Origin of the sequence: Schlesneria sphaerica (genome assembly GCF_044336245.1) — a bacterium.
GTDB lineage: Bacteria > Planctomycetota > Planctomycetia > Planctomycetales > Planctomycetaceae > Schlesneria > Schlesneria sphaerica.
The window spans coordinates 2,178,605-2,204,898 of the sequence record NZ_CP172346.1; the positions used below are offsets into that span (position 1 = coordinate 2,178,605).

A 26,294-nucleotide genomic window follows, 5' to 3' on the forward strand; every position below is an offset into this window, starting at 1 on the left:
AAGAAAAATGACGCGAAGAGACTGGATTATGATTGGCGGGGGAATCTGCACCGGTGCGCTGCTCGGGGTTGGAGTTCCCAAATTGACTCGCCACCTGGGACCAATCATCGTCGAGGCAAGTCAACGAGCCGGTACTGTTTTCTCAACGGTTGCCGAAGTTGTCGCCACTCAGTTGGAACGAGCCGAAGACTTCGCCGCCGAGCGTCGTGCAGCCCGCAGCAGCGCAGTCTGAGACCGCTGCAGGCGCGGATGCGTCTGCAGCGGCTCGTTGACAATGGCGACGAAGTTCAGGCAATCGAAGTTGAAACAGCAGGTCACTTCCTTCAGCGTAAACGGATCACCGTTCAAACGTTGTCGGCAGCGGTAGAAATTTCGCCCGCCGAACCTGCTCTTTCTACTCCCCACTTCCAGCCGCTGACTTCGGGAAGATCATCGCCAAACTGCTCGATGTACTCCTTATGCTCGACCAGTTTTTCGTGGATTGCCTGCTTGAAATACGCGGCCCGCGCACCCAGTTGAGGCAGCCGGTCGATCACGTCTTCCACCAGATGGAATCGATCGAGGTCATTGAGCACGACCATGTCAAAGGGAGTCGTCGTCGTCCCCTCTTCCTTGTACCCGCGAACGTGCAGATTCGCATGGTTCGTCCGACGATAGGTCAGTCTGTGGATCAGCCACGGATAGCCATGGAAGGCGAAAATAATCGGCTTATCCTTAGTAAACAGCGCGTCATAGTCCCGGTCAGACAGACCGTGCGGATGATCGCTCGATGGCTGCAGTTTCATCAGATTGACAACATTGATGACACGCACCTTCAACTCGGGAAGGTGCTTTCTTAACAGATCGACCGCAGCCAGCGTTTCCAGCGTCGGGACATCACCGCAACAGGCCATCACGACGTCGGGTTCGCTCCCCCGATCGTTTGATGCCCACTCCCAGATTCCCAGTCCGGCATTGCAATGCTTGACAGCCTGATCCATCGTCAGCCACTGCGGGGCTGGTTGCTTGCCGGCCACGACGACATTTACGTAGTTGCGGCTGCGAAGACAGTGGTCGGTCACCGACAACAGACAATTGGCATCGGGCGGTAGATACACCCGAACAACTTCGGCCTTCTTGTTGACGACGTGGTCGATAAACCCCGGGTCCTGATGGCTGAGTCCATTGTGGTCCTGCCGCCAGACATGCGAACTGAGAAAATAGTTCAGCGAAGCGATGGGGCGACGCCAGGGAATATGATTACACGTCTTCAGCCATTTGGCGTGCTGGTTGAACATCGAATCAACGATGTGGATGAACGCTTCATAACACGAGAAGAATCCGTGGCGTCCTGTCAGCAGGTAACCCTCCAGCCATCCCTGACACTGGTGCTCACTCAGCACTTCCATGACTCGTCCATCCGGACTGAGCTTATCGTCGTCGGGACTGATGTTGTCCATGAAGCAGCGATTGGTGACGTCCAGCACGTCCTGCCAGCGATTCGAATTGTTCTCGTCAGGACTGAATAGTCGGAAATTCTTTCGATCGAGGTTGGCCCGCATCACATCGCGCAGGAATGTTCCCATCACACGGGCAGATTCCGCAGTCACCGCTCCAGGCGAGGTCACGTCCACAGCATAATCACGGAAATCGGGGATGCGAAGTTCTCGCAGTAGAAGCCCCCCGTTTGCGTGAGGGTTGTCGCTCATCCGGCGATGCCCCTTCGGCGCCAGTTCCTGAAGCTCCGCCCTTAAATGTCCCGATTGGTCAAAAAGCTCTTCAGGTCGGTAGCTCTTCATCCATCCTTCGAGGATGCGGATGTGCTCGGGCTTATCCATGTCTCCCATGGGTACCTGGTGACTTCGCCAATAGTCTTCGCACTTTTTGCCGTCGATCTCGGGTGGACACGTCCAGCCTTTTGGGGTGCGGAACACAATCATCGGCCAGACCGGTCGCTTGATCACCGCACCCGGTGCGCGCGCTTCAGCCCAGATCTGCTTGATTTCGGCAACGATTGCATCAAATGTTGCTGCCAGCGTCTGATGAACCTGCTCGGCATCGCTCCCTTCCACAAAGTACGGCTTGTAGCCCAACCCTTCGAAGTACTTCTGCAACTCCTCGTGTGGAATTCGCGCAAGCAAACAGGGATTGGCGATCTTGTAGCCGTTGAGATGCAGAATAGGCAGAACACACCCGTCCCGCGCCGGATTCAAAAACTTGTTGCCGTGCCAGCTTGTGGCAAGCGGACCGGTCTCGGCCTCTCCATCACCCACGATGCACGACACAATCAGATTCGGATTGTCGAACGCCGCGCCGAACGCGTGGCTCAAAGCGTACCCCAGCTCTCCTCCCTCATGGATGCTTCCCGGAGTTTCGGGAGCAACATGACTGGGAATACCTCCGGGAAAGCTGAACTGCTTGAACAGTTTCTGCAACCCCGGAATGTCCTGACCGATGCTCGGATAGACCTCGCTGTACGTTCCTTCGAGGTATGCCTGTGCTACAATCGCTGGACCACCATGACCGGGTCCGATGATGTAGATCATCTCGAGGTCGTCACGCTTGATCACGCGATTCATATGGACGTAGAGCATATTCAGGCCGGGGCAGGTCCCCCAGTGTCCCAGAAGTCGCGGTTTGATGTGATCTCGTTTGAGAGATTCCTTCAGTAGCGGGTTGGCCATCAGATAAATCTGACCGACCGACAAGTAATTCGATGCTCTCCAGTAGCCATCAATCTTGCTGAGTTCTTCGGCGTCCAGGGGAGCACTTCTGCTGAGATCGCTGTCGTGTCTCTGTTTTCGCTTCTCTTCAAGGATTTTAGCGGACATCGTCACTCCAGTACTCAAGGGTCAAGACGTGGGATACTGAATCCTGATCATAATTCGCCGCGAGAAGAGAGCAATGGCCAGAGTTCCTTTTGGCAGCAGCTCAAACCCGCAACGGGGTGGACTTGCCCATGAAATGTGGGCGCGAGGAAAAGCGAGTATGCTTTTCTTCAAGGAGTCCAGAGGATGTCGAAATAACGTCGGAAGCACACGCCGGAGTTTAAGCGTGAGGCATTGAGTCTGATCAGCAGTCAACAGTTGTCCGTAGCAGAGGTGTCGCGCCGCCTGGGTGTCAGTCAAACGCTGCTCTACAAGTGGAAAGCGCAGTTCGCGGCGCAGGGCGTGCAGGCCTTTCCCGGCCAAGGCCAGCAGACGGCCCAGGAAGCCGAGCTGTCGCGATTGCGTCGCGAAGTCGAGCTCTTACGGATGGAACGTGACATTTTAAAAAAAGCGACACAGTTCTTCGCGAAGGAGTCCAAATGAAATATCAGTTCATTGAAGACCATCGCACTGTGTGGCCTGCCACAGTTCAATGTCGGGTATTGGACGTTTCTCGCAGCGGATACTACGCCTGGCGAAAACGCCCCGCCAGTGAATCTTCACGGCGACGCGAGGAACTGACGCGTCGCATTCAGACCATTCATGCGATGAAGTATCATGATGTTTATGGAGCGCCACGACTTCAGGCAGAACTGAAAGCTCAAGGCCATCCCTGTAATCGGAAGACCGTTGCTCGCTGCATGAAAGAGGCAGGCATCAAGGCCTCGACGGTGAAGAAGTTCCGCGTGAGCACGACGGATTCCAACCATTCTCATCCGGTGGCTGCCAATGTTGTGGATCGTGAGTTTGCTCCGTCTCAAAAGAATCAGACATGGACAGCAGACATCACCTACATTCCGACGGAGGAAGGCTGGCTGTATCTGGCGGCCGTCGAAGATTTGTACTCACGCAAGATCGTGGGCTGGTCGATGTCAGATCGGATTGACAGTCGACTGGTCGTTGATGCGCTGGAGATGGCGGTCCAGCGAGAACTTCCTGCAGCAGGCCTGGTGGCGCACTCGGATCGCGGGGTGCAATATGCCAGCGAACACTACCAGACTCTTCTGAGACGAAATCAGATCACCTGCTCGATGAGCCGCCGAGGCAACTGCTGGGATAACGCACCGATGGAGAGCTTCTTCGCCACCTTGAAGAAGGAACTCGTCCACCGCGAACGGTATCAGACCCATTCGCAAGCGCGCCAAAGCCTCTTCGAATACATTGAAGCGTTTTACAACCGCGTACGAAGGCACTCGACGATCGGGTATCTCCCACCCGTCAAGTTCGAACAGGCCATTTAATCCTAACCTCGCGCCCACATTTCATGGGCAAGTCCAGGGCGGAGGTTCTGGAATGAGGATCTTTGTTGTACTTACCTCGACTGAAGAAAGCTCTCACTTGCTTTGAACATTCTCTTCAGAGTTTGCAGGCCCTGCTGGCGGACACTTGGGAACGAGCAGGACACGTCATAAAATACGGTGCACGGCTTGGAGGCTTCCAACTCTCGTCTTTAAGGAATTCCGATGACGAACGTGTTGCTGCTCGGGGCGGGAACCATTGGGCGGATGATCGCCACCCTTCTGGTTCAGTCAGGCGATTACACAGTGCGGGTCGCCGATTCAGATGCTGAGGCTCTCAGACGCCTGCATCAGAAGTATGGTGTCGAGACGCTGCTGCTCGATGCCTCAAACGAGCAGGAACTCGTCGCCGCGATGACGGGAATGAAGGCCGTCATTTCGGCACTCACATTCAGCCTTAATCCCACAGTCGCCGGTGCAGCACTGGCCGCAGGAGTCAGCTATTTTGACCTCACCGAGGATGTCGCCACGACAGCCGTCGTACGAGATCTGGCTGACTCGGCCAGGGTCGGCCAAATCTTCATGCCTCAGTGCGGACTCGCACCGGGATTCGTTGGAATTGCGGCCAATCACCTCGCCACAAAGTTCGAATCGCTCGATTCGCTGCTCCTGCGAGTCGGCGCATTGCCAGAGTTCCCGACAAACTCGTTGAAGTACAACCTGACCTGGTCGACGGATGGCTTAATCAACGAATATTGCAACCCCTGTGACGTGGTGCATCAGGGGACGCGTCAGAATTGCTGGCCCCTGGAGGGACTGGAACATCTCTCAATCGACGGTGTCGAATACGAGGCGTTCTCGACATCTGGAGGACTTGGAACTCTCTGTGAAACGTACGAAGGGAAGCTGAGAGAACTGAACTACAAGACCGTTCGTTACATTGGGCACCGTGACCGAATGTTGTTCCTCCTGGACGAACTGCGATTGCGTGAGCGTCGTGAGCTTTTGAAGGAAATCCTCGAGAATGCATTGCCTCGCACGCTCCAGGATGTCGTCATCGTCTTCTGCACCGCGACGGGGATTCGTGACGGTCAAATGGTTCAGTTGTGGGACGCTCGAAAGGTCTACCACCAGACTCAGGGAGACGAAGTTTGGAGTGCGATCCAGATTACGACCGCCGCAGCAATCTGTGCAGCCCTCGACTTGCATCGACAGGACCGCCTGCCCAACACTGGTTTCGTTCGACAGGAACAGGTTAACTTCGACGACTTCCTCGCCAATCGGTTCGGCAAGCACTACGCTGCGGCGGGCGCGAGGATCAAGGAGTAGTCTGCGCAAAGACGCGACGCCTGCTTACACGAAATTGACAATCGAAAATCAAAATTGAGGAGACATCAATGACGCGAAACCGGTTCTTCCCCATCACGCATTCGTCACTGGGACAATCGCTATTACCACTTGCCATGGTGCTTGCAGTCGCATTCACCGGACATTCCATGGCTGAGGACAAAACGGAAGGGGCGGGGAAGAAACCGGAGTGGAAATCGCTATTCGACGGAAAGACTCTGAAGAACTGGCAATCATCCAACTTCGGGGGGGAAGGGAATGTGGCCGTTGAAAACGGGATGATTGTCTTGAGCCAGGGCTCGGATATGACCGGTGTCACATGGACAGGCGATGAACTGCCCAGAATGAACTACGAGGTCGTTGTGACAGCTCAGAGAATTGAGGGCAATGATTTCTTTTGTGGGATGACATTTGAAGTCGACAAAGACCCCTGCAGCCTGATTATCGGTGGATGGGGCGGGGGAATCGTGGGAATCTCCAGCCTTGACGGACTTGATGCAGCCAACAACGAGACTGCCCGATACGAGAGCTTTGAAAGAGGAAAATGGTACAAGATCCGACTGCGTGTCGCAGAGCAGGGTCTGATGGCCTGGATCGATGACAAACAGGTCGTCAGCGTCTCGACCAAAGGACGAAAGATCTCGATCCGAGGCGAAGTCGAACCGTCGCGCCCGTTCGGAATTTCATGCTATGCCACGACGGCTGGCCTCAAGGATATCAAGATCCGAAATTTGACCGAAGAAGAGGCGAAGGCACCCCTGATTCGAACTGAGGAAAAGAAAGAGAAAGCAAAGTAATCCATTGGACGCCTCAACCCCAGAACGACGCAAAAGGGGGGGGCAGGATTTGGAGTCTTAGTGACGAAGACGTGGCAGCGACCAATGCCCTTAGTTGATGACTGAGGGCATCTCTTTTGATGCGAATGGACGTTGTCGATTGTCTGAAAACCACCCTGACAGAATGTGGATCCGTTCACTTCGACCACATGCTACAGGGGTTTCGACATTCGCCGGGGTCGATAGAACGCCAAACGAGTCAGGGGGGCGCGGTAACCCAGTCTACTGTCACCAAGAGTACTGTAACTATGAAATAATGCAGGCTCGGTTCTCTTGCGAAAACCGAGCCTGCCGCTTTGCGTCATCGTCGGGATCGAAAGGGATCCGCGGGACGAGACAGTGGCCGTCTGTAGACAGCCCGTCGACTGCTGTCAGACGTTGCCACCTCGCTGGCGTTTACTGTCGGAATCCACTAGACCACCTCCCTTTCTTAATAGTACACCCGCTTCGACTGGTCAGCCAGTACCAGTCACTTCACGGCTTCAGGGTCCCGTCGCGTACGTTTCCGCGACCCACAACGCAATTTTTTCCGAGAGACCGGTTATCGACAAGCCCGATTTTCGCGCTCTCGGCAATTTTTCGGGAATTCTCAAGTTAAAGAAGCAGGCACCACTTACCCCAATCATTGTCTCAGAAAATACTTACAACTGAATAGAGAGCCTGAAATCAACCGCGGCAGAAACCTGAATTCGACCGCTCGCCTCAAGCAATCGTTTTGGGGTATTCTGAATTTTCAATTGTATTGGTGATCGACACAATGTTTTACTTCTGGTTCCCCTAATTGCACTCGACGGTATTAACTCCCGGGGAGCACGCCCCCTGTACCTTCAAGCGATTGAATCACCGCAGAATTCAACACCTCTCCTCGGCTCCCGCAGTTCATCGATTTCACAGTCCCGCTTAAGCGCGAGGTAGGCCCCCGGAAATTTCATCCAGTACCTTCAACGATGACTCCACTCGAGATGCACGGCGTGAAGAGGCAATCACCAACATGGCCGGTTCGACACTTATCATGTTTTGGGGGCTGGAAATGGTTTGTGTACTACGTACTGTCAGCAATGGTCATCAACTGGCCGCTGCTGGGGTCGCTCACAACGCATATCTCTTACGGCCATGAAGCCGAAATCACAGTTCCTCTACTTAACGTCTGGACGATCTGGTGGAATGCCGACCGAGCCCTCAACGGGATGTCCGGCTACTGGAACGCTCCCATTTTCTATCCCACCGCTGGCACGTTCATATTCTCGGAAGCGCAGCCCACCTCCCTGATTGTCGCTCCCGTCCTTTGGCTGACCGGCAACCGGGCGCTGGCTTACAATCTTTACCAACTGACCATCATCGCTCTCAACGGATATAGCGCACATCGCCTCTTGCGTCGACTGGGACACACGCGATTGCTGGCACTGTGCGGTGGCACAATGTTCCAGATCCTTCCCTTTGTGACCTGGCAGTCCGGCGTCTTACAGCTAACGACACTTTTCGGAATTATCTGGACCGTTCATTCGCTGTTCGATCTCTTCACAAAGGAGCCCACCGAGGCGGTAGGCATACCGTCCAGCCAGCCGGCCTCTGACTTCTCCAGTAAATGGCTCCATCCCACTTTCGCCGGAATCGCCCATCCCATTTCAGGTGTCGGTGTTTGGCTCGGATTTTCCTACGGACTCACCTACTGGCTCTGCAACTATTGGGGCCTCTTTCTAACGGCGCTTTTGATTCCGAGCAGTCTCGCGTTCTTTAGCAACAAACTATGGACGTTCGCATTCTGGCGGAACGTGTTCATTGCCCTGATCATCGCCTCACTGATGATCGGTCCCTTTGCCTGGATGCAGCATCGCTTGTCACTTGAGCACGATTGGTCGTCCGCTCGAACGCCTGAGATGATCGAGGGGCTTTCTGCACATTGGCGTGACCACACTGATTCCCCCTGGTTGACCACCACCCCCTGGCTTGAGTGGCCCGAGCGCGAGCGTGAGAATGCCTGGGCCCTCGGGGGCGGGGGCCTGAAACTTCTGCTCGTGCTCCCCGGGGCTTTTGCGGCGTGGATGCGACCGCAACGACGCCGTTGGGGACTGTTCGTTGTCATCTTCGGTGCCACTGCGCTGGGACTGTCGCTCGGACCAACAGTGAGAATCTCGAGTTGGTTCCCTGTATTTGGGGGTGTCTGTCCGTACGAATTTCTCATGACGAATTTTCCTGGCTTTTCGCTGATCCGCAGCCCGTTCCGGTTCGCTCTCTTCGTTCAAGTCGCCGCCGTGTGGATGAGCGTTGAAGCACTCGACCTTTTGAGCCCGGCCCGCTGGTTCGTGGATCCGATCGCGGAGCAACTGCAGGGCCTCGCTGGACGTTTCCAATTAACGATGCGACAGCTTTTCAATTGGAGCGATCGCAAGACGACTCAGGCAATGTTCGTTCTGCCACTCATCACCGCGAGTCTGCTCGTGACGCTGGAAGTGGTGCCACAGACCGCGGAACTCTATCCCATCCCTTCGCACAGAAAACTTCCTGCCTGGGTCATCTGGTTACGGGATCAGGGAGAGCCGGGGGCCGGTGTTGCCTGCCTGCCCTTCCCCACGGGGTATCAGGTATCCGATTACGAGCAGACGACACTGTGGATGTATTGGGGCACGTTTCATGGCAGGCCGCTTCTGAACGGCTATTCGGGCTTCTTCCCGGCGACGTTTATCGCGATCAAGGAAGGACTGGAACAGTTCCAGCAGTCCAATGCTCAAGAGGGCGATGCCCAGCAGGCGCCCCATTTTTCACGCTATCTGCCGGACAATCCCGGCTTGAGGCTGCTGAATGAAACGCCAACTCGCTATGTCGTCATGAAACGGAGTTTCGGGACAAGAGATGATGTCTGGAAGCACCCGCAGACCCGTTTTCGCTGGGCACATGTGGCCAGTGATGAACTGGAACAAATCGATATCTACGAACTTCCGACGCTGGACGACGAGTAGATCACGTCAGTCACAGGTCGGTCGGAACGACTCGGCCGGGCAGGGCGTCTGGAGGATCGGTCCTGAGATCAGCGACGGGTAGCAGACCTGGATTGATAGGGCTGACTTCCCGCGTTTTCGAAGACGTGCTGATAGCCAGCTGCCGTCAGTGCCAGCTTCTCTTGCTTCGAGACCCACCACAATAGCCCGCCAACCGACGCAAACAGTGTCGAAATCATGCCCATCATGAACAGAATACTGACCATATACGCCTGTGGTTCCGCAGCATCTGATTCCAGTGCGTACTTGCACATCGGACACGCAGATGCAGTGGAAGCATGCACCAGCACCAGCGTTGCCAACATCAGACTTCTCGACAGGTATTTCATAGTTACCTCGAAGTTGATCTGCGTTTTCCGGGAACATGCTGTGGTGCATGCGTCGGAACCCATCACGAAAATGCAATCCCGTTGGCGTCTCGCCGTCAGACAGATGCGCCAGGCCAATGGTAGAGCATTACATAGATAATAACGCCTGTCAAAGAGACGTAAACCCAAATCGGAAATGTCACCCGAGCGATCCTTCGGTGACGCACCCAATCCTGTCGCCAGGCACGGTAAAGTGTGACGAGAGCGAGGAACGGGACGACTGCCGCAAGAACGACGTGCGTCGCCAGAACGAACAGGTAAACACTTCCAAGCAGCGTTCCCTGGTGTCCGAATCGTTTTCCGGGCATTCCGGTGTAATGATCCAAAGCCGCGTGATACGTCAGGTAACTTGCCAGAAACAAGATCGATGTCACAAACGCCGCCACCATGGTGCGTCCATGGGCAGCTCGGTGTCCTCGTTTGATCAAAATGTAACCGGCCACCAGCATGATCCCGGCGAGGCCGTTGAGGCCCGCGTTGACTGCGGGAAGAGCCGCTGCCCAGGCAGGAAGTTTTTCCACGGAAAAATACCCAGAAATTGACTAGGAAGGATGACTGGTCTTCAGAGGCGCGATCCGTTTGAGCTCGCGACGCAGTTTCGAAACTTCTTCAGGCTTCTGTGCATTAAACTTACCGATCACCCGTCCCGTCGCATCAACGAGCATGATGTTGGTGGAATGGATGATCTCAAACCCCGGTTTCAAATCTCGATCGAGTTCTTCCTGCACCGGCATTAAAAAACTGCGTTGAATCAGACCATAGATTTCCGCTTGATCGCCCGTAAGAAACTTCCATCGCGAAAAGTCCGCCTGTTGAGCCTCTCCGTAGGCCTTCAGCACTTCGGTCGTGTCCCGCTTGGGGTCAACAGTCAGTGAGACGAGGTGGAAGTCATGTTCCTTCAGCCTCTCGGAAATCTCCCGCATCTCTCGGGTCACATTGGGGCAGGGGCCACGACAGTAAGTGAAAATGAACGCAATGATAAACGGCTTGCCCAGTAAGTCCGCCTTCGTCACCGGATTTCCATCGGTGTCGGTAAACGAAAAATCTTCAATTCCGTCCGGACTCCACGGGTTGTCATCACTTCCCGGAGTGACCTCAACAGCCGAAACTGTCCCATCGTTCTGCGGAACAAGCTTAATCACCTTGCCGCTGCGGCCATCGTCATCCGCGGTCACATTCGAGTCCACCACGTTCAATCGTGCGAGATAAGTCTTTCGCCACTGGTACCACCCGAGAATGATTCCAATCAGGCACAGGCCCCAAAGAATGCTGCCGATCAGCAGCAGTGGGGTTTTTCGAGTTGCACTATTCGCCTCCGGAAGCGATTCCGTTTGTGGCGTCGGTTGGTCATTCATTGCGGGTCTCAATACTGGCAAGGTCACGGCTACCGTGCGTTATGGGCTGTCTGACGTCCGGTCAGCCAAATCGCAATCGAAATGTAGACGACGGCAGCAGCAATTGTCACCGTCAGAGACAATGTGAAGGACGGCAGACCCGCGAGTGCATCTGCGTCAGGGGTGACGAGACGCCGCAATCCTGCTGTTCCATACGTGAGAGGATTCACTCGAATCACCCACGCCAGCCAGCCCGTTTCTGGAGCAGGAAAGAACGATCCCGAAAGCAACCACATCGGCATCAGAAAAACACTCATGATGGCATGAAAGCCGTGTGTCGAGTCCATCGGCCACGCAATCAGATATCCCAACGCAGTCAACGAGAAGCCCACCAGCGTCAGGTAAGCGATGACCAGCGGCAAGTTCATCCAGGTAAGTCCCGTCGAAATCGGAGGAGCCAGCCCAACCATGGCGAGCGTTGGTCCGATCGCCAAAAACAGCATTGCCTGGAGCAGGGCCAGGATTGTTCCACCACAGACTTTCCCCAGCACAATCGAGAGCCGCGCGATCGGAGCCACCAGGACTCCCTGTAAAAAACCCTCGCGACGATCTTCAATGATCGAGATCGTCGAGAAAATCGCCGTGAACATGACGATCATGACCGCCACTCCCGGGAAAAAATACTCCTGGAAAGTGACTCCCGCCGGACCACGAAAAGAACTCTGCAACCCAGCCCCGAACAGAACCCAGAAAATGATGGGCTGCCCGAGTGCACCAATGATCCGGGTCCGCTGCCGAAAAAATCTCAAGAGTTCGCGACTTGCCAGCGAATAGATCGCCATAACGGCCGAACCTCGAACGGCAGTCGCCGAGGCATGGTCTGTGACCGAAGCTGGCGAGAGTGAACTTGTAGCCACCATATTTCTGATCCTCGTCTTCCCGGCTAGGCGGGTGTCGATTCCCAGAATCGATGTCCCGTTCTGGCAATAAACACGTCTTCAAGCGTCGGTTTTGCGTACGAGATTGAGGTGATCTCACTCGGAAAAGCAGCAACAATGTCCCGCAGTAATTCGTGCCCCGCAGGACATTCGATCCTGAGTGCATCGCCGATTCGTCGTGGTGTGACCTGAAACCGCGATTCGATCTGATCCGTCAACTGGTCGGGATTGAGGGACTGGATCGTCAGGCAATCCCCCCCGACCGACAGTCGCAGTTCCTCCGGTGTCCCTAATGCGACGATCTCGCCCAGATTGAGAATTCCAAGTCGATCACAACGTTCGGCTTCTTCCATCAGGTGTGTCGTCACGAGGATTGTTGTTCCCTGTTCCTGACGCAGCTTTTCCAGGTACGCCCACAAGTCGTGGCGGGCACCCGGATCAAGCCCGGTGCTCGGTTCATCCAGCAGCAACAGTCGCGGCTGATGGAGTAGACTCTTGGCAATTTCAACCCGTCGCTTCAAGCCTCCCGATAGCGAATCCACCACATCTCGACGCCGGTCACCGATCCCCAACCGCGCGAGCAGTTCGTCAATCCTTTGCCGGGCAGGTGTGCCAGTCAAGCCGTAGAAGAGAGATTGAAACTTGAGGTTCTCAAGAACTGTCAGCTTCCCATCGAGACTCGGGGATTGGAATGTGACGCCAATCATCTCACGCACAGCTCGAGATTCGGACGCGACATCCAATCCGAGGATTGTCGCCCTTCCCGACTGGACTGGGAGTAGTGTGGCAAGCAGGCGGAAGAGGGTCGTTTTTCCACCTCCGTTGGGCCCCAGCAATCCAAAGATCTCACCTAAGGAGACGGAGAATCGAATCCCACGCAGTGCTTCCCGTTCACCGTACCGGTGCCGCAGCTCTTCAACACTGACAGCGATGCTGTCTGACATGCATTTTCAACCGAGGCGTGAGGATTGGAAAGAGACCATCAGGACATCAGTTCCATCAGGAACAATGTCTCATACAGACAGTGCGCAGCGACAGAGAGGGGAAGTCCGGGGCAGACCGGAATGCAATTCTCCGTGATCGCGAGAGGATCCAAGGACGGAAACTGCATCCGGGCTCTCAAAACGAGTGACTCGCCTGCATCGCCAACATCGAACCTCGACCGAGGCTCAGTGGTGGGAGGAACTCTGGGTCGCCGCTTGATGTTCAGGATAGTCCCGCAACTGAGGGATGTCTTGAACGTAGTAGCTGGCACCGATGTCAGGTCGCAATGAAACAGGAATGGCGAGAGCAATGATCGTCGTCGGTACCAGCAAAAGGTACTTCCATGCTCGCTCAAACTTGAGATGCATGAAATACATTAAAACGCAAAGTGCCTTCGCAACGGCGACGGCCAGCACAATGGCTCCCAACATGATCTTGTTCGGCATTCCGACCAGGTCTGCCGCAACTGAGATCAAGGTGAAAACGCACAAAGCCAGAAACACCTTGAAATAGACACCGCCGTGGGATTCGTGTTGCTCGTGTTCGGTCATACCATGAGGCTTTCAGTTCTAAACCGACGAGATCAGACGGGTGCAATACAGATCGACAAACCTGCAGGTCAATCGTTGATGACGTCAAATAATGTACAACAGCGGGAACAGGAAGATCCACACCAGGTCCACGAAGTGCCAGTACAGACCGACGTTTTCTACCAGGGTCGCATCATCAATCGACAGCCGATGTCCCTTCAGCAGGATCATCAGAAACATGAACAGCCCGATGATCACGTGGATTGCGTGGAACCCCGTCATCAGGAAGTAGTTCGAAGCGAACAGGTTTCCATAAAGAATGGGGTGAGCCGGGTGAAGATCGCTGACCAGGGAAGCAAGCTTTCCTGTGCGCAGTTCTTCGACTTTATGATTGACCTGATCGAGAGTAACTCTGGCATACTTGCCCGCTGAGTTCTCTTCTTTCCGAATCGAATCAAATTGATCGTAAGGAACTTCAAGTGAGAGTTCTGACCGGACGTGCTCTTTCAGATTGACGTACTCGGTATTCAGTTCCGCCAAGGCTAGATCCCCTTGCAACTGCTTCGCTTCCGCAGGTGTGAGGGATTCTGCAGGCTTTTCCGAAAGGGTCTTGATCCGCGCATCAAGATCCGCTTTCTGATCTTCATACTTACCCTGCTGGGGAAAAGCGGCCGCCAGCCGCGTATTGACGATTTTCCCAAACTGTTTGACCACTTTGTCCATGGCCTGCTGATTGTTCTCAGGGATATGCCCGGGAAGAATATCATGCTCGAATTTGCCGGCGTACTCGATGCTTTTGATGCCGAGGAAGAGGCAACCAAGCAGGAACGTATACAGCATAAATCGCCAGGCTTTGGCATACTGATTCGTTAACAGGCAGTCGTGCGAAACGACCACGAAATAGCTCGACACGATCAGGACAAACGTGTTGATCCCACCAAACGCGATACTGATGTGTGTCACGTCAGGGCTGGTAGGCCATCCCAGCGAACCCATCCGCATCACGATGTATGTGCCGATGAAGGCCGTGAAGAACATGATCTCGGTCCCCAGGAACAGCCACATTCCCAGTTTGGCATTCGAGATCGGGATACCCATCTTCAAGGTCGGAGCGGCAGCAGCGTGTGTCATATCAGTCTCGTTCGCACGATCCACACAGACCACTTGCGTGGGCAGTGAGATAAGGTGAAGGGTGATTCTTCAAGGATTCATGGATGACAGCAAACTCTCAAATTCGTTCCAGCAGTCGCAAGTGGTCCCAGGTCAGGACAAGCAGGAGCACAGGCAAGTAAACGAGCGATGTCCACAGCACCCGGCGAGCACTGGTTCGTGTCTCATTCCAGGCAAAAAGGATCGATGCAAACAGGTAGGCGAGACCGAGCGCCAGGGCGACCGCGGCGTAGGTCACACCGGCCAGGCCACACTGATAAGGGAGGAGGCTGACAGGAACCAGGCAGGCAGCATAGGCGACTGCCAGCAATCCCGTGATGCGGGGACGAGCTTCGCCCCCCGGCAACATCCGCAGACCGGCTCGTGCATAGTCTTCCCGATACAACCAGGCGATCGCGAAAAAATGCGGAAACTGCCAGAGAAACAAGACAGCGAAGAGTGCGAAGGCGCTGGCATCCCACCGTCCTCCTGCCGCCAGCCACCCCAGTACGGGGGGCAAGGCCCCCGGAATGGCTCCCACTGCCGTACACAGAGACGTCACGCGTTTGAGAGGTGTGTAAACCAGTGCGTACAACAGGAATGTCACCCCCGTCAGGACCGCGGTATCAACATTCACGTTCACGTACAGGTAAGAACAGCCCAGCAGAGCCGCCACAATTCCCATGATCAGCACTTCTGCGGGAGCCAGTCGACCTGCCGGAAGGGGTCGATTCATGGTCCGTCGCATCCGTGCATCAGTCTTTCGTTCAATCCACTGGTTCACCGCGGAGGACCCGACGGCAACAACGGCAATTCCGAGACAGGCATGAGCGAGAGTGAGGGAAACCGATGTCGTTTCCATCCCCAGGACATATCCGCAGGAGACGGTCAGCAGCACCATGAGCGAGATACGTGGTTTGGCAATTTCCACGTAGTCTGCCAACCGCGACAGAAGCGGAGACGCGACGCTCACAGAGGCGGTCTTGGTGACATCAGGGCAAGCCGGAAGCGGGGTGACAGCGCTCATGTGGCAGCTCCCGCAACAGACTTCCCGAGGGGCTGGACCGTTGCCTGGCGGTCCTGATTGATCGGCTCTTTATTGTAAGGCTCACCACCGAGCGGCCGTAATGAACGGCAGCAGATGACGGCCAGTACGCTAGTCATGAGAGTCAAAAGTCCAATTACCTTGTGCAACGAACAAATCACGATCTGTGGCAGCGAATCCTGCTGAGCAACGACTCCCCAGGCAGGAACACCATACCGGACGTACCAGGCTCCCAGACCGACCAACGACTGAAACAGCGTCAACACCACCATCGCAACTGCAAAGCGATTGAGGTACCGGGAATGCGTCCCGATTACAGACCAGATAAACATCCCTGTAGCCGCAAGAACAACCAGTGCGAACCACGGATGTACAAGCCAGCTCCACGCGAACGCTTCCCGCTCACGCAGGTGGCGCAGGAATCCACCCATGACATATTGTAGAACGAGACACCCCAACAGCAAGCTGGCTGCGACCGAGACCCTGCGGCTTTCTGTCGCACTGTTCAACCGTTCCCGCTGATCCCAACCTTGGCTGGTGATCAGCACCAGTGTGGCCATCAGACTGAAAACGAGTGCAGCAAAGTCACCATGCAACAGTGCGAGCGTCTGTTCATCCATCAGCACTCGTGCCCCGCCGAGCATTCCCTGCGAAAAGACCGCCAAAAAGATCAGGACCGCGACCATCCGTACTGACCGTCGCTGATCCAGAAGCCAGGCAGCCACGATCAGTGACAGACTTAACAGTCCAATCACCATTCCGGCCAACCTGTGTCCGTGCTCCACAAACTGGTCCCGGGCAGAACTCAACCACGGATAGGCCAGCATGTTATAACCGTCAGATGAGGGCCAGTCCGAAAACACCATCCCTGCCTTGAGCGTCGTCACGACCGCGCCGGTTGTCACCGGCAATAACAGAGTCAACGCAGCAATGAGCCACGCAAAGCGATGCAGCCAGTGGGATGGGGCGGGGGGATTCATCAGAGCGTTCGATTCGGTCAACGTAACTTCAGGTCTCAAGAAAACTGCAGAGGTTCCCATCTCTGGGTGTCCTCAGCGAATTATAAGGGGCATCACTCATGTCGCCGAACTTAATCTGCTGCCGGGTCGTTCCCGACCCTGTCGGTTAGTGATCTTCGAGGGCGATTCGCTGATCCAGCGGCACATAATCGGTTTGCATCAGGTAATCTTTATCGCCGCTGACGGGTGAACCGTACTCGTACGGGCCGTGATAGACGATGGGGGGAACATCGAAATTGCCGTGTCCCGGAGGCGAAGGTGCCGTCCATTCCAACCCGTTCGCATTCCAGGGATTCCGACCGCACTTAGGTCCAAAGTACATGCTGTAGAAGAAGTTCCCCAGCAGCAGAAACTGTGCGAACCCCATCAGAAACGCGGCTGCGGTCATGAACTGGTTCAAAGGGAGCAGGTGTTCCAGATATGGGAAGTGGTAGGGGTCTGCATAGCGACGGGGCATACCGGCAATCCCCAGCATGTGCATCGGATAGAACGTGCAGTTGAATCCGATAAACGTCAGCACGAAGTGGATTTTCCCCACGGTCTCGTTCATCAGTCGGCCGTACATTTTGGGAAACCAGAACGTGATACCACCAAACACGCCAAACAGCGTGGCCCCGAAAATCACGTAGTGGAAGTGGGCGACGATGAAATAGGTGTCGTGAATGTAGATGTCGACGGGCACAGCGGCCATGAAAATGCCGCTCAGACCGCCGATTACGAACATCGATACGAACGCGATACAGTTCAGCATGACGGTATTGAACTGCACTCGTCCCCCCCAGATCGTCCCGATCCAGTTGAACGTCTTAATCGCAGAAGGAAGGGCGATCATGATGGTGCTGACCATGAACGTCATCCCAAGGGCTGGGTTCATCCCGCTGATGAACATGTGATGCCCCCACACGATGAACCCGAGTCCCGCAATCGCGGCCATCGAGTAAACCATCGGCTTGTAGCCGAAAATCGGCTTGCGGCACATACATGACAACATGTCCGAGACCATTCCCATCGCTGGAAGCAGCATGATGTAAACCGCTGGATGGGAATAGAACCAGAACAGGTGCTGCCACAAGAGCGTCTGGCCCCCACCCACTGTCGGAGGGGCATTGTTGACCACAATTCCGGACGGTACGAAGAAGCAGGTCCCCAACAGACGGTCCGAAACCATCATGAACCCTGCTGCAGTGAGGACGGGAAGTGCGAACGCCTGCAGAATTGCGGTAATGAACATCGACCAGATCGTCAGCGGCATGCGGAACAGGGTCAGCCCGGGAGCTCTCATATTGATAATGGTGGTCATGTAGTTGACCGAACCCATCATCGACGAGACCCCGACAAACGTCAGTCCCAGCAGCCAGAAGGTTTGTCCATTCCGTGATCCAGGAGCCGCTTCCGGCAGCAGAGACAACAGCGGATAGGACGTCCAACCCGCAGCCGGGCCGCCACCTTCCATGAAGAAACTGACGCCGAAGAAGACAATTGCCGGCCACATGAACCAGTAACTCAGCATGTTCAGTGTCGGAAACGCCATATCGTCCGCTCCGATCTGCAGCGGGATCAGGAAGTTTCCGAATGCTCCTGCCAGAACAGGGATGATCACCAGAAAGATCATCACTGTCGCGTGCATGGTGAAGAGCATCGTGTAAGCCTCAGGCGAGATTTGCCCCCCATCGGCACGGAACACCATATCCCCAAACAGCGGCATCCGCTCCCAGGGCCGAGCCAGTTGCCAGCGCACTCCCAGTGCAAGTGCTCCCCCCACCATCATCATCAACATGGTGGTGATCAGAAACTGCTTTCCGATCATTTTGTGGTCGGTGGAAAAGACGTACTTCGAAATGAAGCTTTGCTCGTGAGCGTGACCATGAGCGCCGTGGTCAACGTGATCTACATGGTCAAGAGTCGGATGAAGAGTGCTCATAATCGATCTGCTTTTTCGTTTAATTCAACTTTGAATTCTGAATCTGCCGTTTCCCGGTCAGCCAAAACCTCTGACACCTCTTGGGAATTTTCGGCCCGACCCGTTCTCGTCGACTTGAGCCGTTGAGGTCACCAGCAATCGTGACAACGTGGACTCAATTTCCTAACTCTATTCCGCGGGCTGTCGATATCCGTCATCAAATTGCCGGGCCGATGCTTCCTCTTTCCAAGCCTCAAAATCATCCTCGGACTGAGCGACCAACACGGCTTTCATCTTGTAATGCCCCCAACCGCACAATTCTGCACACAACAGCTCGTAACTGCGTGGTGCCGTCGCGTCGAACCAGACAGGGATCATCTTTCCTGGCACTGCGTCCTGTTTGACGCGGAGTTCGGGAACGAAGAACGCATGCTGCACGTCGTCGGTCCGCAGGGTAATTGATACGAGCGCTCCTGTCGGGACATGGAGTTCGTTCACCGTATAGACGTCATCGGGTTGAGGTGTCGGCTTGAGCGTTTTTCCATTCGCCGGATACCGGATTCGCCATTCGAACTGGCGGGCCGTCACCTCAGCGACAGCGATCATCGGGCGTGATGCGGAGCTCATCTCTTTGGCAACTGCTTTCATGCGGTATTCGGCCCACACATCCAACTGGTACAGGGCGATAAACAGCAGAATGGCCGAGGGAACGATCGTCCAGATTACTTCCAGGCTATGACTGCCATGCGAGAACCACACTTTTTCATCGGGTCGAATCGCAGCCCCTTTCCAAAGGGCGTAACCCAGCGCGGCAGAAGTTCCGACGAAGGTCACCGAGACGATGACCAGGATCAGGTAGAACAGGTCGTCGATCTTCCCACCTAACGTGGAGTAGGCCTTGTGGTCACCAGGAAACCACCACTGCATCGCGGGTGACATCCACGAGACGATGAAGATGATGACCGACGTCAGAGTAAAAAATACTGCCCAGAACTTACCCACGATAGTTGCCCTTCGTACGACCCAAGTCGTCTGCTCTGCTTCCGAAGCCGCGTGTGCGGCTCATTCCCGAGACACGCTCAGTGGATCAGAAGTCGCTTACAAATCAGTGCTCATCAAACTGTCTGGAAGGATTAGTGTCCCGGCTTCTCTTCGCTTTTCGCCACGTCATCCGTTTTATGCGCTGCGAGAGAAGACTGTCGCTGCTGATAGGGGAGACTCATGACGTAGTTCACCAGATCCCACAGTTCTTCATCTTTCAGCGCGGTTCCACCAAAGGCAGGCATCGGTGTTCCCTTAATCCCGGCATACATTCGCCGGAAAATGTCTAACGGTCGGCGTCCGCCACGGTATTGTCCCTGCAACAGGTTTCGTGGCTTCAGCGGGTTACCCCATTCGTCATGGAGACCACGGTTAGGATATTTGTCGTTGGAGCCAGGCATGGGCCAGAAGTCTTCCGTGGCGGCCCCGTCGCCCCGACCGGTCGGCCCGTGGCAGGTGTAGCACTTGGTTTTATCGGACATATACAGCAATCGGCCCCGTTCGCGTGATTCCGCGGTGTCTTCCACACGCTGGATCGATGGCAAGACCAGGCTGTCGGGTTCTTCCGCCCGCGACCATGCTTCGGCCAACAGATTGGCGGTCTCTTCGATCACCGCCTCGTACTCTTTTTCTTCTTCAAACTTCAGGAATTCGGCCCCGGCTGCCTTCTTGGCTTTTGCTAGACCCGCTGGTTTCACCGCGTTGGCACGTTCTGCAGGATCCTTTCGCATTTCCTGGTACGCCGCTTCCTCTTTATCAACCGTATCCCGGACAGAAGCGATGGAGTAGTCAGAGGAAAGGTCCGCGACCAGCCGTTTCTCAAATTCGCCTCGAGTGGCCAACCAGCGGACGTATTCAACCACCGCTTGCGTTTCCTTGTCTCCCAGCAGCAGAAAGGACGGCATGTAGGTGCCCGGAATTCCATAACGAACGATTCGATCGAGGTCGTCCTTCGTAATCTTTTCGCCTGGCTTTGTTCCGGTGAACTTGAACTGACCGTTTCGGTAGTCACGTGGTCGCGGGTTCAGAAACTTACCGGTCGGTCCTTCACCATCTCCCGTGACGCCGTGGCAGTGCATGCAATTCTTCATATACACAACGCGTCCAAGTCGGATCGCCTCGCCGTGGGCAATCACAAACTGGTCGCCAATGCTCGGAGTTGCCGCCCCTTTTGCCAACGTTAACTGGCCGGTCAGCGCGTCGTATCGACTGATCGCCACCTCTGCCGTCTTCGTCCCTGCCTGCGTGCCGCTGAGCCACAAGAGTGGAGAGTCGCTTTTGACCTCTGCAGCTTCATCATCCAGCTTGACCACCACGGAATCGGATCCGATCGCGGTCACGACACCTTTCACTCCACCGTAATTGATCGGAAAGCGTTCCCACGCCACGATCTTATTCGGGGTGCCGAAGTTTTCACCGAGTGTCTTTTTCACCGCCCTGAATGCTTCCGGTACCAGATCCGTGGTGGTCTCACGGAACTTGAATTCGGCCTGCGGACCCGTGTCGCAGCCGGCATTCAAGAGTGTCAGGACGAAAAGCATCAACGCGGGAAGGCCCGAGTTTGCATGTTTTGACATTGTATTTGGAAGAATCTCGCGAAGCATTATCTGCACCGTCAGTGCTAAAACGTCGAACACAGCGATACACAAGGGCCCATGCATCCTGGGCTTATTTCACGAGCTGGGAAGGCGTCACTTTGAACGTCAACTCGTTGTCGTCACCCGGCTTGATGGTCACAACATGGGCCTTATCCAGCATCCCTCCAGCCTCATGCCAGATTTTGAATTCATGCTTGCCAGCAGGCAAATCCTTGATCTCAAAAGTCCCATCCTCTGCGCTGATTGCTGCATACGGATGATCAATCGGCAGATGGTAGGCTCGCATCCACGCATGGATATCACATACGACGGAAATCGGTTCCTGCTCGGCCTGTTTGTAAACGAGCCGAGCCCCGACACTGTCATTGGGATTTACGATGGTGTTGAACGAAGTCGTTTTGACACCGTTGGTATGGGTGTTGTGAGCCACAGCGTCGCTGTTGAGCACTTTCACCGTCTGTCCCACGCGCACAAGCATGGCATGCGGCTTGAAAATACAGTTCTTCTGATCGAACTCCACGGTGGCATCCAAGTCGACCTTGGGTACCCCTTTGGGAGCCTTACGCAGGTAGATGAAGACGTTTGCCAGGCCACCGTCTTTCACCAGCACCGACTCGTTGGGAGCTTCGACAGCAGCACAAACGGCAGCGTCCTTGACATCGCCACCTTTGGCGTAGAGCGGAGGCAATGGGGTGAAGGGGCCATCAAATACGATCTTGCCACGTAGGGTACCAATTCCTCCCGCTGATTCGGTCGGACCGGCCTCCGCTTCTGGCGAATCGGCCTCTGCGGACACTGGGGTAGTGGTACCTGGCTTATAAAGTACCACAGGCTTAAAGTTTGCGCCCGATACCAGCGGGCCGCAACCTGCGTTCGCCAGCATCAATCCACCCATCATCATCACCGACAACGTGGCACCCGCAGGGCGACGGATCAATACAGCTGCAGATTTCCGTGAACAGTCCATCATCTTCATTCTCCACCTCCTGCAGTTGTTGATTCGGGAGCAGGTTGAGACTCAGCCTTCCCTTCGCGTTCCAGCAAGTGGTGGTAGTTGATCAACGCATCCCGCAACGAAATCGTCTGCTTCAACCCATCACCGCCAAACAATTCCGGCGACCGAGGCTTATCCCCCGGCTGCTGCGGCGGGTATGGGACGGGCATGGATGTGTAGGGGGTGATCCAGTTGGGCTTGTACAACCATAACATCATCCAGTCAGGACGCAATCGATCTGCCGCGAAGTCCAGATTGGGACCACGAATGTCCTTGGCGGGATCGGTAATTTTCACCTGGTTGCCACCGACAGAGTGGCACTTGATGCACAGGGGAACATTGAGCATTTTCCAAGACTCGGACAAATAATCATTCGTCTTGTCCGGGAAGCTGCTGTGGAATTCGGCATTCCGCTGGCTCAGGTACGCCGGTTCACGTTCAGCAATTAACTGATAGGGGTACGGCGTCCCATCAACGGCTGCGAAGTAGTTCGCAAGCGACTGAGCCTCGTCATTGCTCATGTTGAACCGAGGCATCCGCAGAACAGTTGTGTGTCGGATCTTGCCCGGATTCTTCAGGAAATTGAACAACCACGGCGTCTGAACCTTTGTTCCTTCCTTATAAAGCGGCGGAGGCGACATCTGCCAGGCGAGTGCACGTTCATTCGCCTGGCGCGTTTCCAGCAACCGATCGACCAGCCACTCGGCGTATCGACCACCGCGAGCGGGCTCAATCGCGTCCAGATTTGCCGCAGGGAAAATGAACTTGTAGGTCGGCAGGAAGTCTTTCCCCGCGATCTTCAACGTTTCCCAAAGTTCAACCACATACTCCTGGTCTTCCGGATCATCCTCAGGATTTGGCGCACTCGCAACCAGCCCATGGAAATCGACGAGCGGAAGGGACTTCTTCTCGCCGTCGACCGTGACGGTCTTGGAACCGCCGGACAAGCCGTTGCGCGGCGGTCGAAGCTGCATCAGCAACTGGACCGCTTCCGGGTACTCCGACGAAGTGTCTGAAGGAGTCAAGTTTTCCACATCGGCGCCATAGCGGAACTTGGGCATCTCCAACATATGACAGCCCGAGCAGTTGTACTGCTCGATCAACTGCTCTCCACGAATCTTCGCCCCAGCAGCCCCGCCAGGGTTGAACAGATACTCCGGCGCGGGAGGTTCCGCGATCAATCCAACGACAAATGTGGCAATCGCATCAATTTCTTCTTCGGACAGCGGGAATTTCGGCATCCGCAGGCGGTCATCATAAGATGACTTGGTTTCAATAGATTTGTAGTCGTAGCTGCGTGGCTGCCTCAATTTCTGCCACAGGAAACCAGGGCGGCCATGGTGAATTAGACTTTCGTAATAGAATGCGGCGGAGAGTTCGCGATCTGCCTCTGCGGGGACCTTGAATTCACCTCGCTTTCCGCGCCCGATCCCCTCTTCGACGCGAGCAAGCATCGAACCATCGGGAATGATATGCAGAATTTTTTCTTCACCGTTTCGCAGCACAGTCACCGTTGTTTCTGAACCAACCACCGTACGGCTGAGGCGGTCCTGCAGCTGCTGGGGATTGTGAATCGCGACACCGTCAAAGTTGACGATAATGTCGTCAAGAATCAGCTTGTCACCAGCAGGACTCTGACCTGCCTTCGTGTTCGAAACACGGACACCCTCTGTTTTTTCGAGTTTCAGTCGCTGTGCCGTTTTCGGGGTAATTGCTTCGAATTCGACGCCGAGACTCGGGTTTCCGTGATGATGCAGGTACTCATGAATATGCTCGAAGGCAAGTCGCGAGCGATCCTTCTTGCCCCAATCCTGCAGAGCTGTCCCGACAGGACGGCCGCTCTCGAAATTCGGGATGTCATGACAGCCGTAGCAGCCGTACTTGGTAATCGTTTTACGTCCCACGTACGCCAGTTTCCGCTGCTTCCATTCGTCTGCAGAAAACTCACCCTCATTTCCAACCAGTTCAATTTCGTCGGTCTTAATCTTTTCCACCGGCAGGGGGAACTTGCCAGTCTCCAGCAGCTCCGTGATCTGAGTGCTTGTCAACATCTTGGAGAGCATCGACCGGATCAATGAATCCAGAGCGGCGTCGTCAACAGCAGGTGTCTCGTAGATCGCCGTCGGTTTGAAGCTGGCGGGCTCGCCTTCCAGCTTTAAGAGAAACGCAGCAATGTCGGCTGCGGGATCAATTGTGCCGTCGGCCGTTGATTCCGCATCCAGGTACAGATGGGGCATCTTCGTGCGGGGGTGATAGCGTTCGGGCTCACGAATCCAAGTATAGAGCCAGTCGAAACCTGTCTTGCCTTCCTTCAACTTGCCATGGATTTTTGAAAGCTCGGGACCGAATGTGGCACCCACGCCAAGAACTTCTTCATGGACGTGGCAAACAGCGCATCCCTTGGTCGCGAAGAAATTCTTGCCTCTTTCAGCATCTGGCTTGTAGTCCGCGGCAGGCGAAAGCGTCTCGAAAGGTGCTGACTTTGACTGCAGATAGTGTGCAACCGACGCAATTTCCACAGGAGTGAAGGTCTTGGCCATTTCATCATGCTGGTTATCCAGCTTGAAGAACTGAGGCATCCGAGTGGTGGGGCGGAAACGGCGAGGTTCTTCCGTCCAGTAGGCCACAAAACCCTCGTCAGACTTCGATGCTGAGTGCCGTAACGACGGTCCGACTTTCCGCATCTTGCCAGCAACCTGGAGAGGGTCATTTGCGATTCGTTCAGCTTCTTCGGGAGTCGACGGTTCCAGCCTCAGATCAGGGCCCACAATTCGGGTTCCATCAAATCCCGATATTTCATGGCAGCCGAAGCAGCCATAGGTCTTAACCAACTGGTAGCCCTTGAACACCTTCGGCGCTGATGCTCCGAATTTATCGTTGACCCCCAGTTCGGTGACGTTGATATGACACTTGATACAGCCCGACTCCTGGAACCGTTCAGGATACATGGGGTGTTCCCAGTAGTGATTGTCAAACCACTTATGATCATGCTCCCATTTCGACATCACCGCCGGGTCATTCGGCGTGTGCGCTGCATTGGAGAATGACGTTCCGGACCCCTGACCTTCATGGCAGACCGTGCAGCCAAAGCGGGGTAGGGGGTGAGGGCTTGACGACGTCAGATACAGATCCAGCCTGGGGTGTGACGCGAACGGATGAGCGTACGTTCCGTCCTTGCCATCCCCGTGCGGAAACGCCGGTTCCGTACCGGTATTGACCGAATCGATCATGGCATGACACGTACGACACCGGTCGAAACGAGCCACTTTGGACATTCCCCCCAGATCGATCTCAAGCTTCGGCATCCAATCCTGGGTGATCCGCTCACGCCCATTGAAACCGTCAATGATCGGGAGTTGCATCAATTTCAACTTGAGGTTCTTGAGAGTGCCGTCGAAGCTCGTCGACTCCCCTTTCCAGTCAGACAGTTGAGGCTCGATCTTGTTCAGAGAAGCATCGATCAGAGTAATTTCTGACTCCGCTGCCTTCTTGGCGGCAACCGCTGCATCGCGCTGCGCCGTCAACGCGTTCACTGCCGCTTTGGCTTCGTTCGCTTCGTACGAGAGCTGGACGAATTCCGCTTCTCGTTTCTGCACATCGGCTTCGATGTCGGCGAACTTCTCTTCGAGCTTCTTTAAATCAGGGACGTTGTCGCGTACACCGAGGTTGTAATTGGCGCGGGCCACGTCTCGCTCGGCACGGCGGACCTTGAGGTCGCGCATATGAACGTCGAGTTTTTCCTTGGCATCCTTCGCCTGTTTCTCGAGGGGCTTGAGATCCTGCTCGTGTCCCTTGATGGACTCCTCTGCCGCAGACACACGTTCCGACAACGACTTGACATTCTCCTCAAACGCAGGGTCGTTCTTGATCTTCTGCAAACGGGTTTTCTCCCGTTCCGCCTGAAGAGAAAACGCCTTGCGCTGGAACGTACGCCATTCGTCGTTATAGTCCGCCCACATCATCCACAAGGTGACGGCAAAGAGAGCCGCGGCGCTTGCGAAAAACACCTTGTGCATCGTTTTCGGACTGCGGAGATAATCTTCGGTTGCCGGCATGATACCGAACCATCCT

20 protein-coding genes and 1 pseudogene are annotated in these 26,294 nt (G+C 55.1%); 6 read left to right on the forward strand and 15 right to left on the reverse strand.

Annotation, left to right across the window (positions count from 1 at the left end; all coding sequences use genetic code 11):
- Positions 1–7 precede the first annotated feature (7 nt).
- Entirely contained in the window at positions 8–232 is a 225-nt protein-coding gene (locus tag ACGY09_RS08020; RefSeq protein ID WP_397571138.1) for a hypothetical protein, read from the forward strand.
- A 112-nt stretch (positions 233–344) separates the two neighbouring features.
- On the opposite strand, the gene ACGY09_RS08025 is transcribed toward ACGY09_RS08020, so the two are convergent.
- Positions 345–2,810, reverse strand: a complete 2,466-nt coding sequence (locus tag ACGY09_RS08025; protein WP_397571139.1) for a phosphoketolase — start codon at positions 2,808–2,810, stop codon at positions 345–347.
- Positions 2,811–3,017: 207 nt separating this feature from the next.
- Here ACGY09_RS08025 and ACGY09_RS08030 point away from each other — a divergent pair.
- From ACGY09_RS08030 to ACGY09_RS08050, 5 genes and pseudogenes are all read left to right on the forward strand, one after another.
- Positions 3,018–3,290: pseudogene (locus tag ACGY09_RS08030) on the forward strand (transposase); the annotation flags it as partial.
- Positions 3,287–4,147: an IS3 family transposase gene (locus ACGY09_RS08035; RefSeq protein WP_373650866.1), complete on the forward strand. Its 861-nt coding sequence runs from the start codon at positions 3,287–3,289 to the stop codon at positions 4,145–4,147. The pseudogene ACGY09_RS08030 and the gene ACGY09_RS08035, both read left to right, overlap by 4 nt.
- 222 nt (positions 4,148–4,369) lie before the next feature.
- On the forward strand, positions 4,370–5,473 hold the full coding sequence (locus ACGY09_RS08040) for a saccharopine dehydrogenase NADP-binding domain-containing protein (protein WP_397571140.1): 1,104 nt from the start codon (positions 4,370–4,372) through the stop codon (positions 5,471–5,473).
- 68 nt (positions 5,474–5,541) lie between these two features.
- A complete protein-coding gene (locus ACGY09_RS08045) occupies positions 5,542–6,288 on the forward strand; it encodes a DUF1080 domain-containing protein (protein ID WP_397571141.1) in 747 nt (248 codons plus the stop codon).
- 1,076 nt (positions 6,289–7,364) lie between these two features.
- A complete protein-coding gene (locus tag ACGY09_RS08050; RefSeq protein ID WP_397571142.1) occupies positions 7,365–9,284 on the forward strand; it encodes a hypothetical protein in 1,920 nt (639 codons plus the stop codon).
- A 68-nt stretch (positions 9,285–9,352) separates the two neighbouring features.
- On the opposite strand, the gene ACGY09_RS08055 is transcribed toward ACGY09_RS08050, so the two are convergent.
- The 14 genes from ACGY09_RS08055 to ACGY09_RS08120 all read right to left on the reverse strand — a co-directional run bounded on the left by ACGY09_RS08055 (position 9,353) and on the right by ACGY09_RS08120 (position 26,278).
- On the reverse strand, positions 9,353–9,652 hold the full coding sequence (locus ACGY09_RS08055; protein ID WP_373650799.1) for a hypothetical protein: 300 nt from the start codon (positions 9,650–9,652) through the stop codon (positions 9,353–9,355).
- A gap of 95 nt (positions 9,653–9,747) precedes the next feature.
- Positions 9,748–10,212 carry a DUF420 domain-containing protein gene (locus ACGY09_RS08060; RefSeq protein ID WP_373650798.1) on the reverse strand — a complete coding sequence of 155 codons (465 nt, stop codon included), beginning with the start codon at positions 10,210–10,212 and terminating at the stop codon, positions 9,748–9,750.
- 21 nt (positions 10,213–10,233) lie between these two features.
- Positions 10,234–11,046 carry an SCO family protein gene (locus tag ACGY09_RS08065; RefSeq protein ID WP_397571143.1) on the reverse strand — a complete coding sequence of 271 codons (813 nt, stop codon included), beginning with the start codon at positions 11,044–11,046 and terminating at the stop codon, positions 10,234–10,236.
- A 29-nt stretch (positions 11,047–11,075) separates the two neighbouring features.
- Entirely contained in the window at positions 11,076–11,945 is an 870-nt protein-coding gene (locus ACGY09_RS08070; protein ID WP_397571144.1) for an ABC transporter permease, read from the reverse strand.
- A gap of 23 nt (positions 11,946–11,968) precedes the next feature.
- The gene (locus ACGY09_RS08075; protein WP_397571145.1) at positions 11,969–12,907 is read right to left on the reverse strand and encodes an ATP-binding cassette domain-containing protein; all 939 of its coding nucleotides are present in this window, start codon (positions 12,905–12,907) and stop codon (positions 11,969–11,971) included.
- Between the two features lie 225 nt (positions 12,908–13,132).
- Complete coding sequence (locus ACGY09_RS08080) at positions 13,133–13,498, reverse strand: cytochrome C oxidase subunit IV family protein (RefSeq protein WP_397571146.1); 366 nt, start codon at positions 13,496–13,498, stop codon at positions 13,133–13,135.
- 84 nt (positions 13,499–13,582) lie between these two features.
- The gene (locus ACGY09_RS08085; RefSeq protein WP_373650793.1) at positions 13,583–14,608 is read right to left on the reverse strand and encodes a heme-copper oxidase subunit III; all 1,026 of its coding nucleotides are present in this window, start codon (positions 14,606–14,608) and stop codon (positions 13,583–13,585) included.
- 97 nt (positions 14,609–14,705) lie between these two features.
- A complete protein-coding gene (gene cyoE, locus ACGY09_RS08090) occupies positions 14,706–15,653 on the reverse strand; it encodes a heme o synthase (RefSeq protein WP_373650792.1) in 948 nt (315 codons plus the stop codon).
- Complete coding sequence (locus ACGY09_RS08095) at positions 15,650–16,651, reverse strand: heme A synthase (RefSeq protein WP_397571147.1); 1,002 nt, start codon at positions 16,649–16,651, stop codon at positions 15,650–15,652. Before ACGY09_RS08095 ends, cyoE begins: the two co-directional genes overlap by 4 nt.
- A gap of 145 nt (positions 16,652–16,796) precedes the next feature.
- Positions 16,797–18,611, reverse strand: coding sequence for a cbb3-type cytochrome c oxidase subunit I (locus ACGY09_RS08100; RefSeq protein WP_373650790.1), 1,815 nt, complete (start codon positions 18,609–18,611; stop codon positions 16,797–16,799).
- Between the two features lie 168 nt (positions 18,612–18,779).
- Positions 18,780–19,592 (reverse strand): cytochrome c oxidase subunit II, encoded by an 813-nt coding sequence (locus tag ACGY09_RS08105; RefSeq protein ID WP_397571148.1) that lies wholly within the window; start codon positions 19,590–19,592, stop codon positions 18,780–18,782.
- Between the two features lie 131 nt (positions 19,593–19,723).
- Positions 19,724–21,208 (reverse strand): c-type cytochrome, encoded by a 1,485-nt coding sequence (locus ACGY09_RS08110; RefSeq protein ID WP_397571149.1) that lies wholly within the window; start codon positions 21,206–21,208, stop codon positions 19,724–19,726.
- Positions 21,209–21,299: 91 nt separating this feature from the next.
- The gene (locus ACGY09_RS08115; RefSeq protein WP_397571150.1) at positions 21,300–22,205 is read right to left on the reverse strand and encodes a hypothetical protein; all 906 of its coding nucleotides are present in this window, start codon (positions 22,203–22,205) and stop codon (positions 21,300–21,302) included.
- Positions 22,202–26,278 carry a c-type cytochrome gene (locus tag ACGY09_RS08120; RefSeq protein ID WP_397571151.1) on the reverse strand — a complete coding sequence of 1,359 codons (4,077 nt, stop codon included), beginning with the start codon at positions 26,276–26,278 and terminating at the stop codon, positions 22,202–22,204. Before ACGY09_RS08120 ends, ACGY09_RS08115 begins: the two co-directional genes overlap by 4 nt.
- Positions 26,279–26,294: the final 16 nt, after the last annotated feature.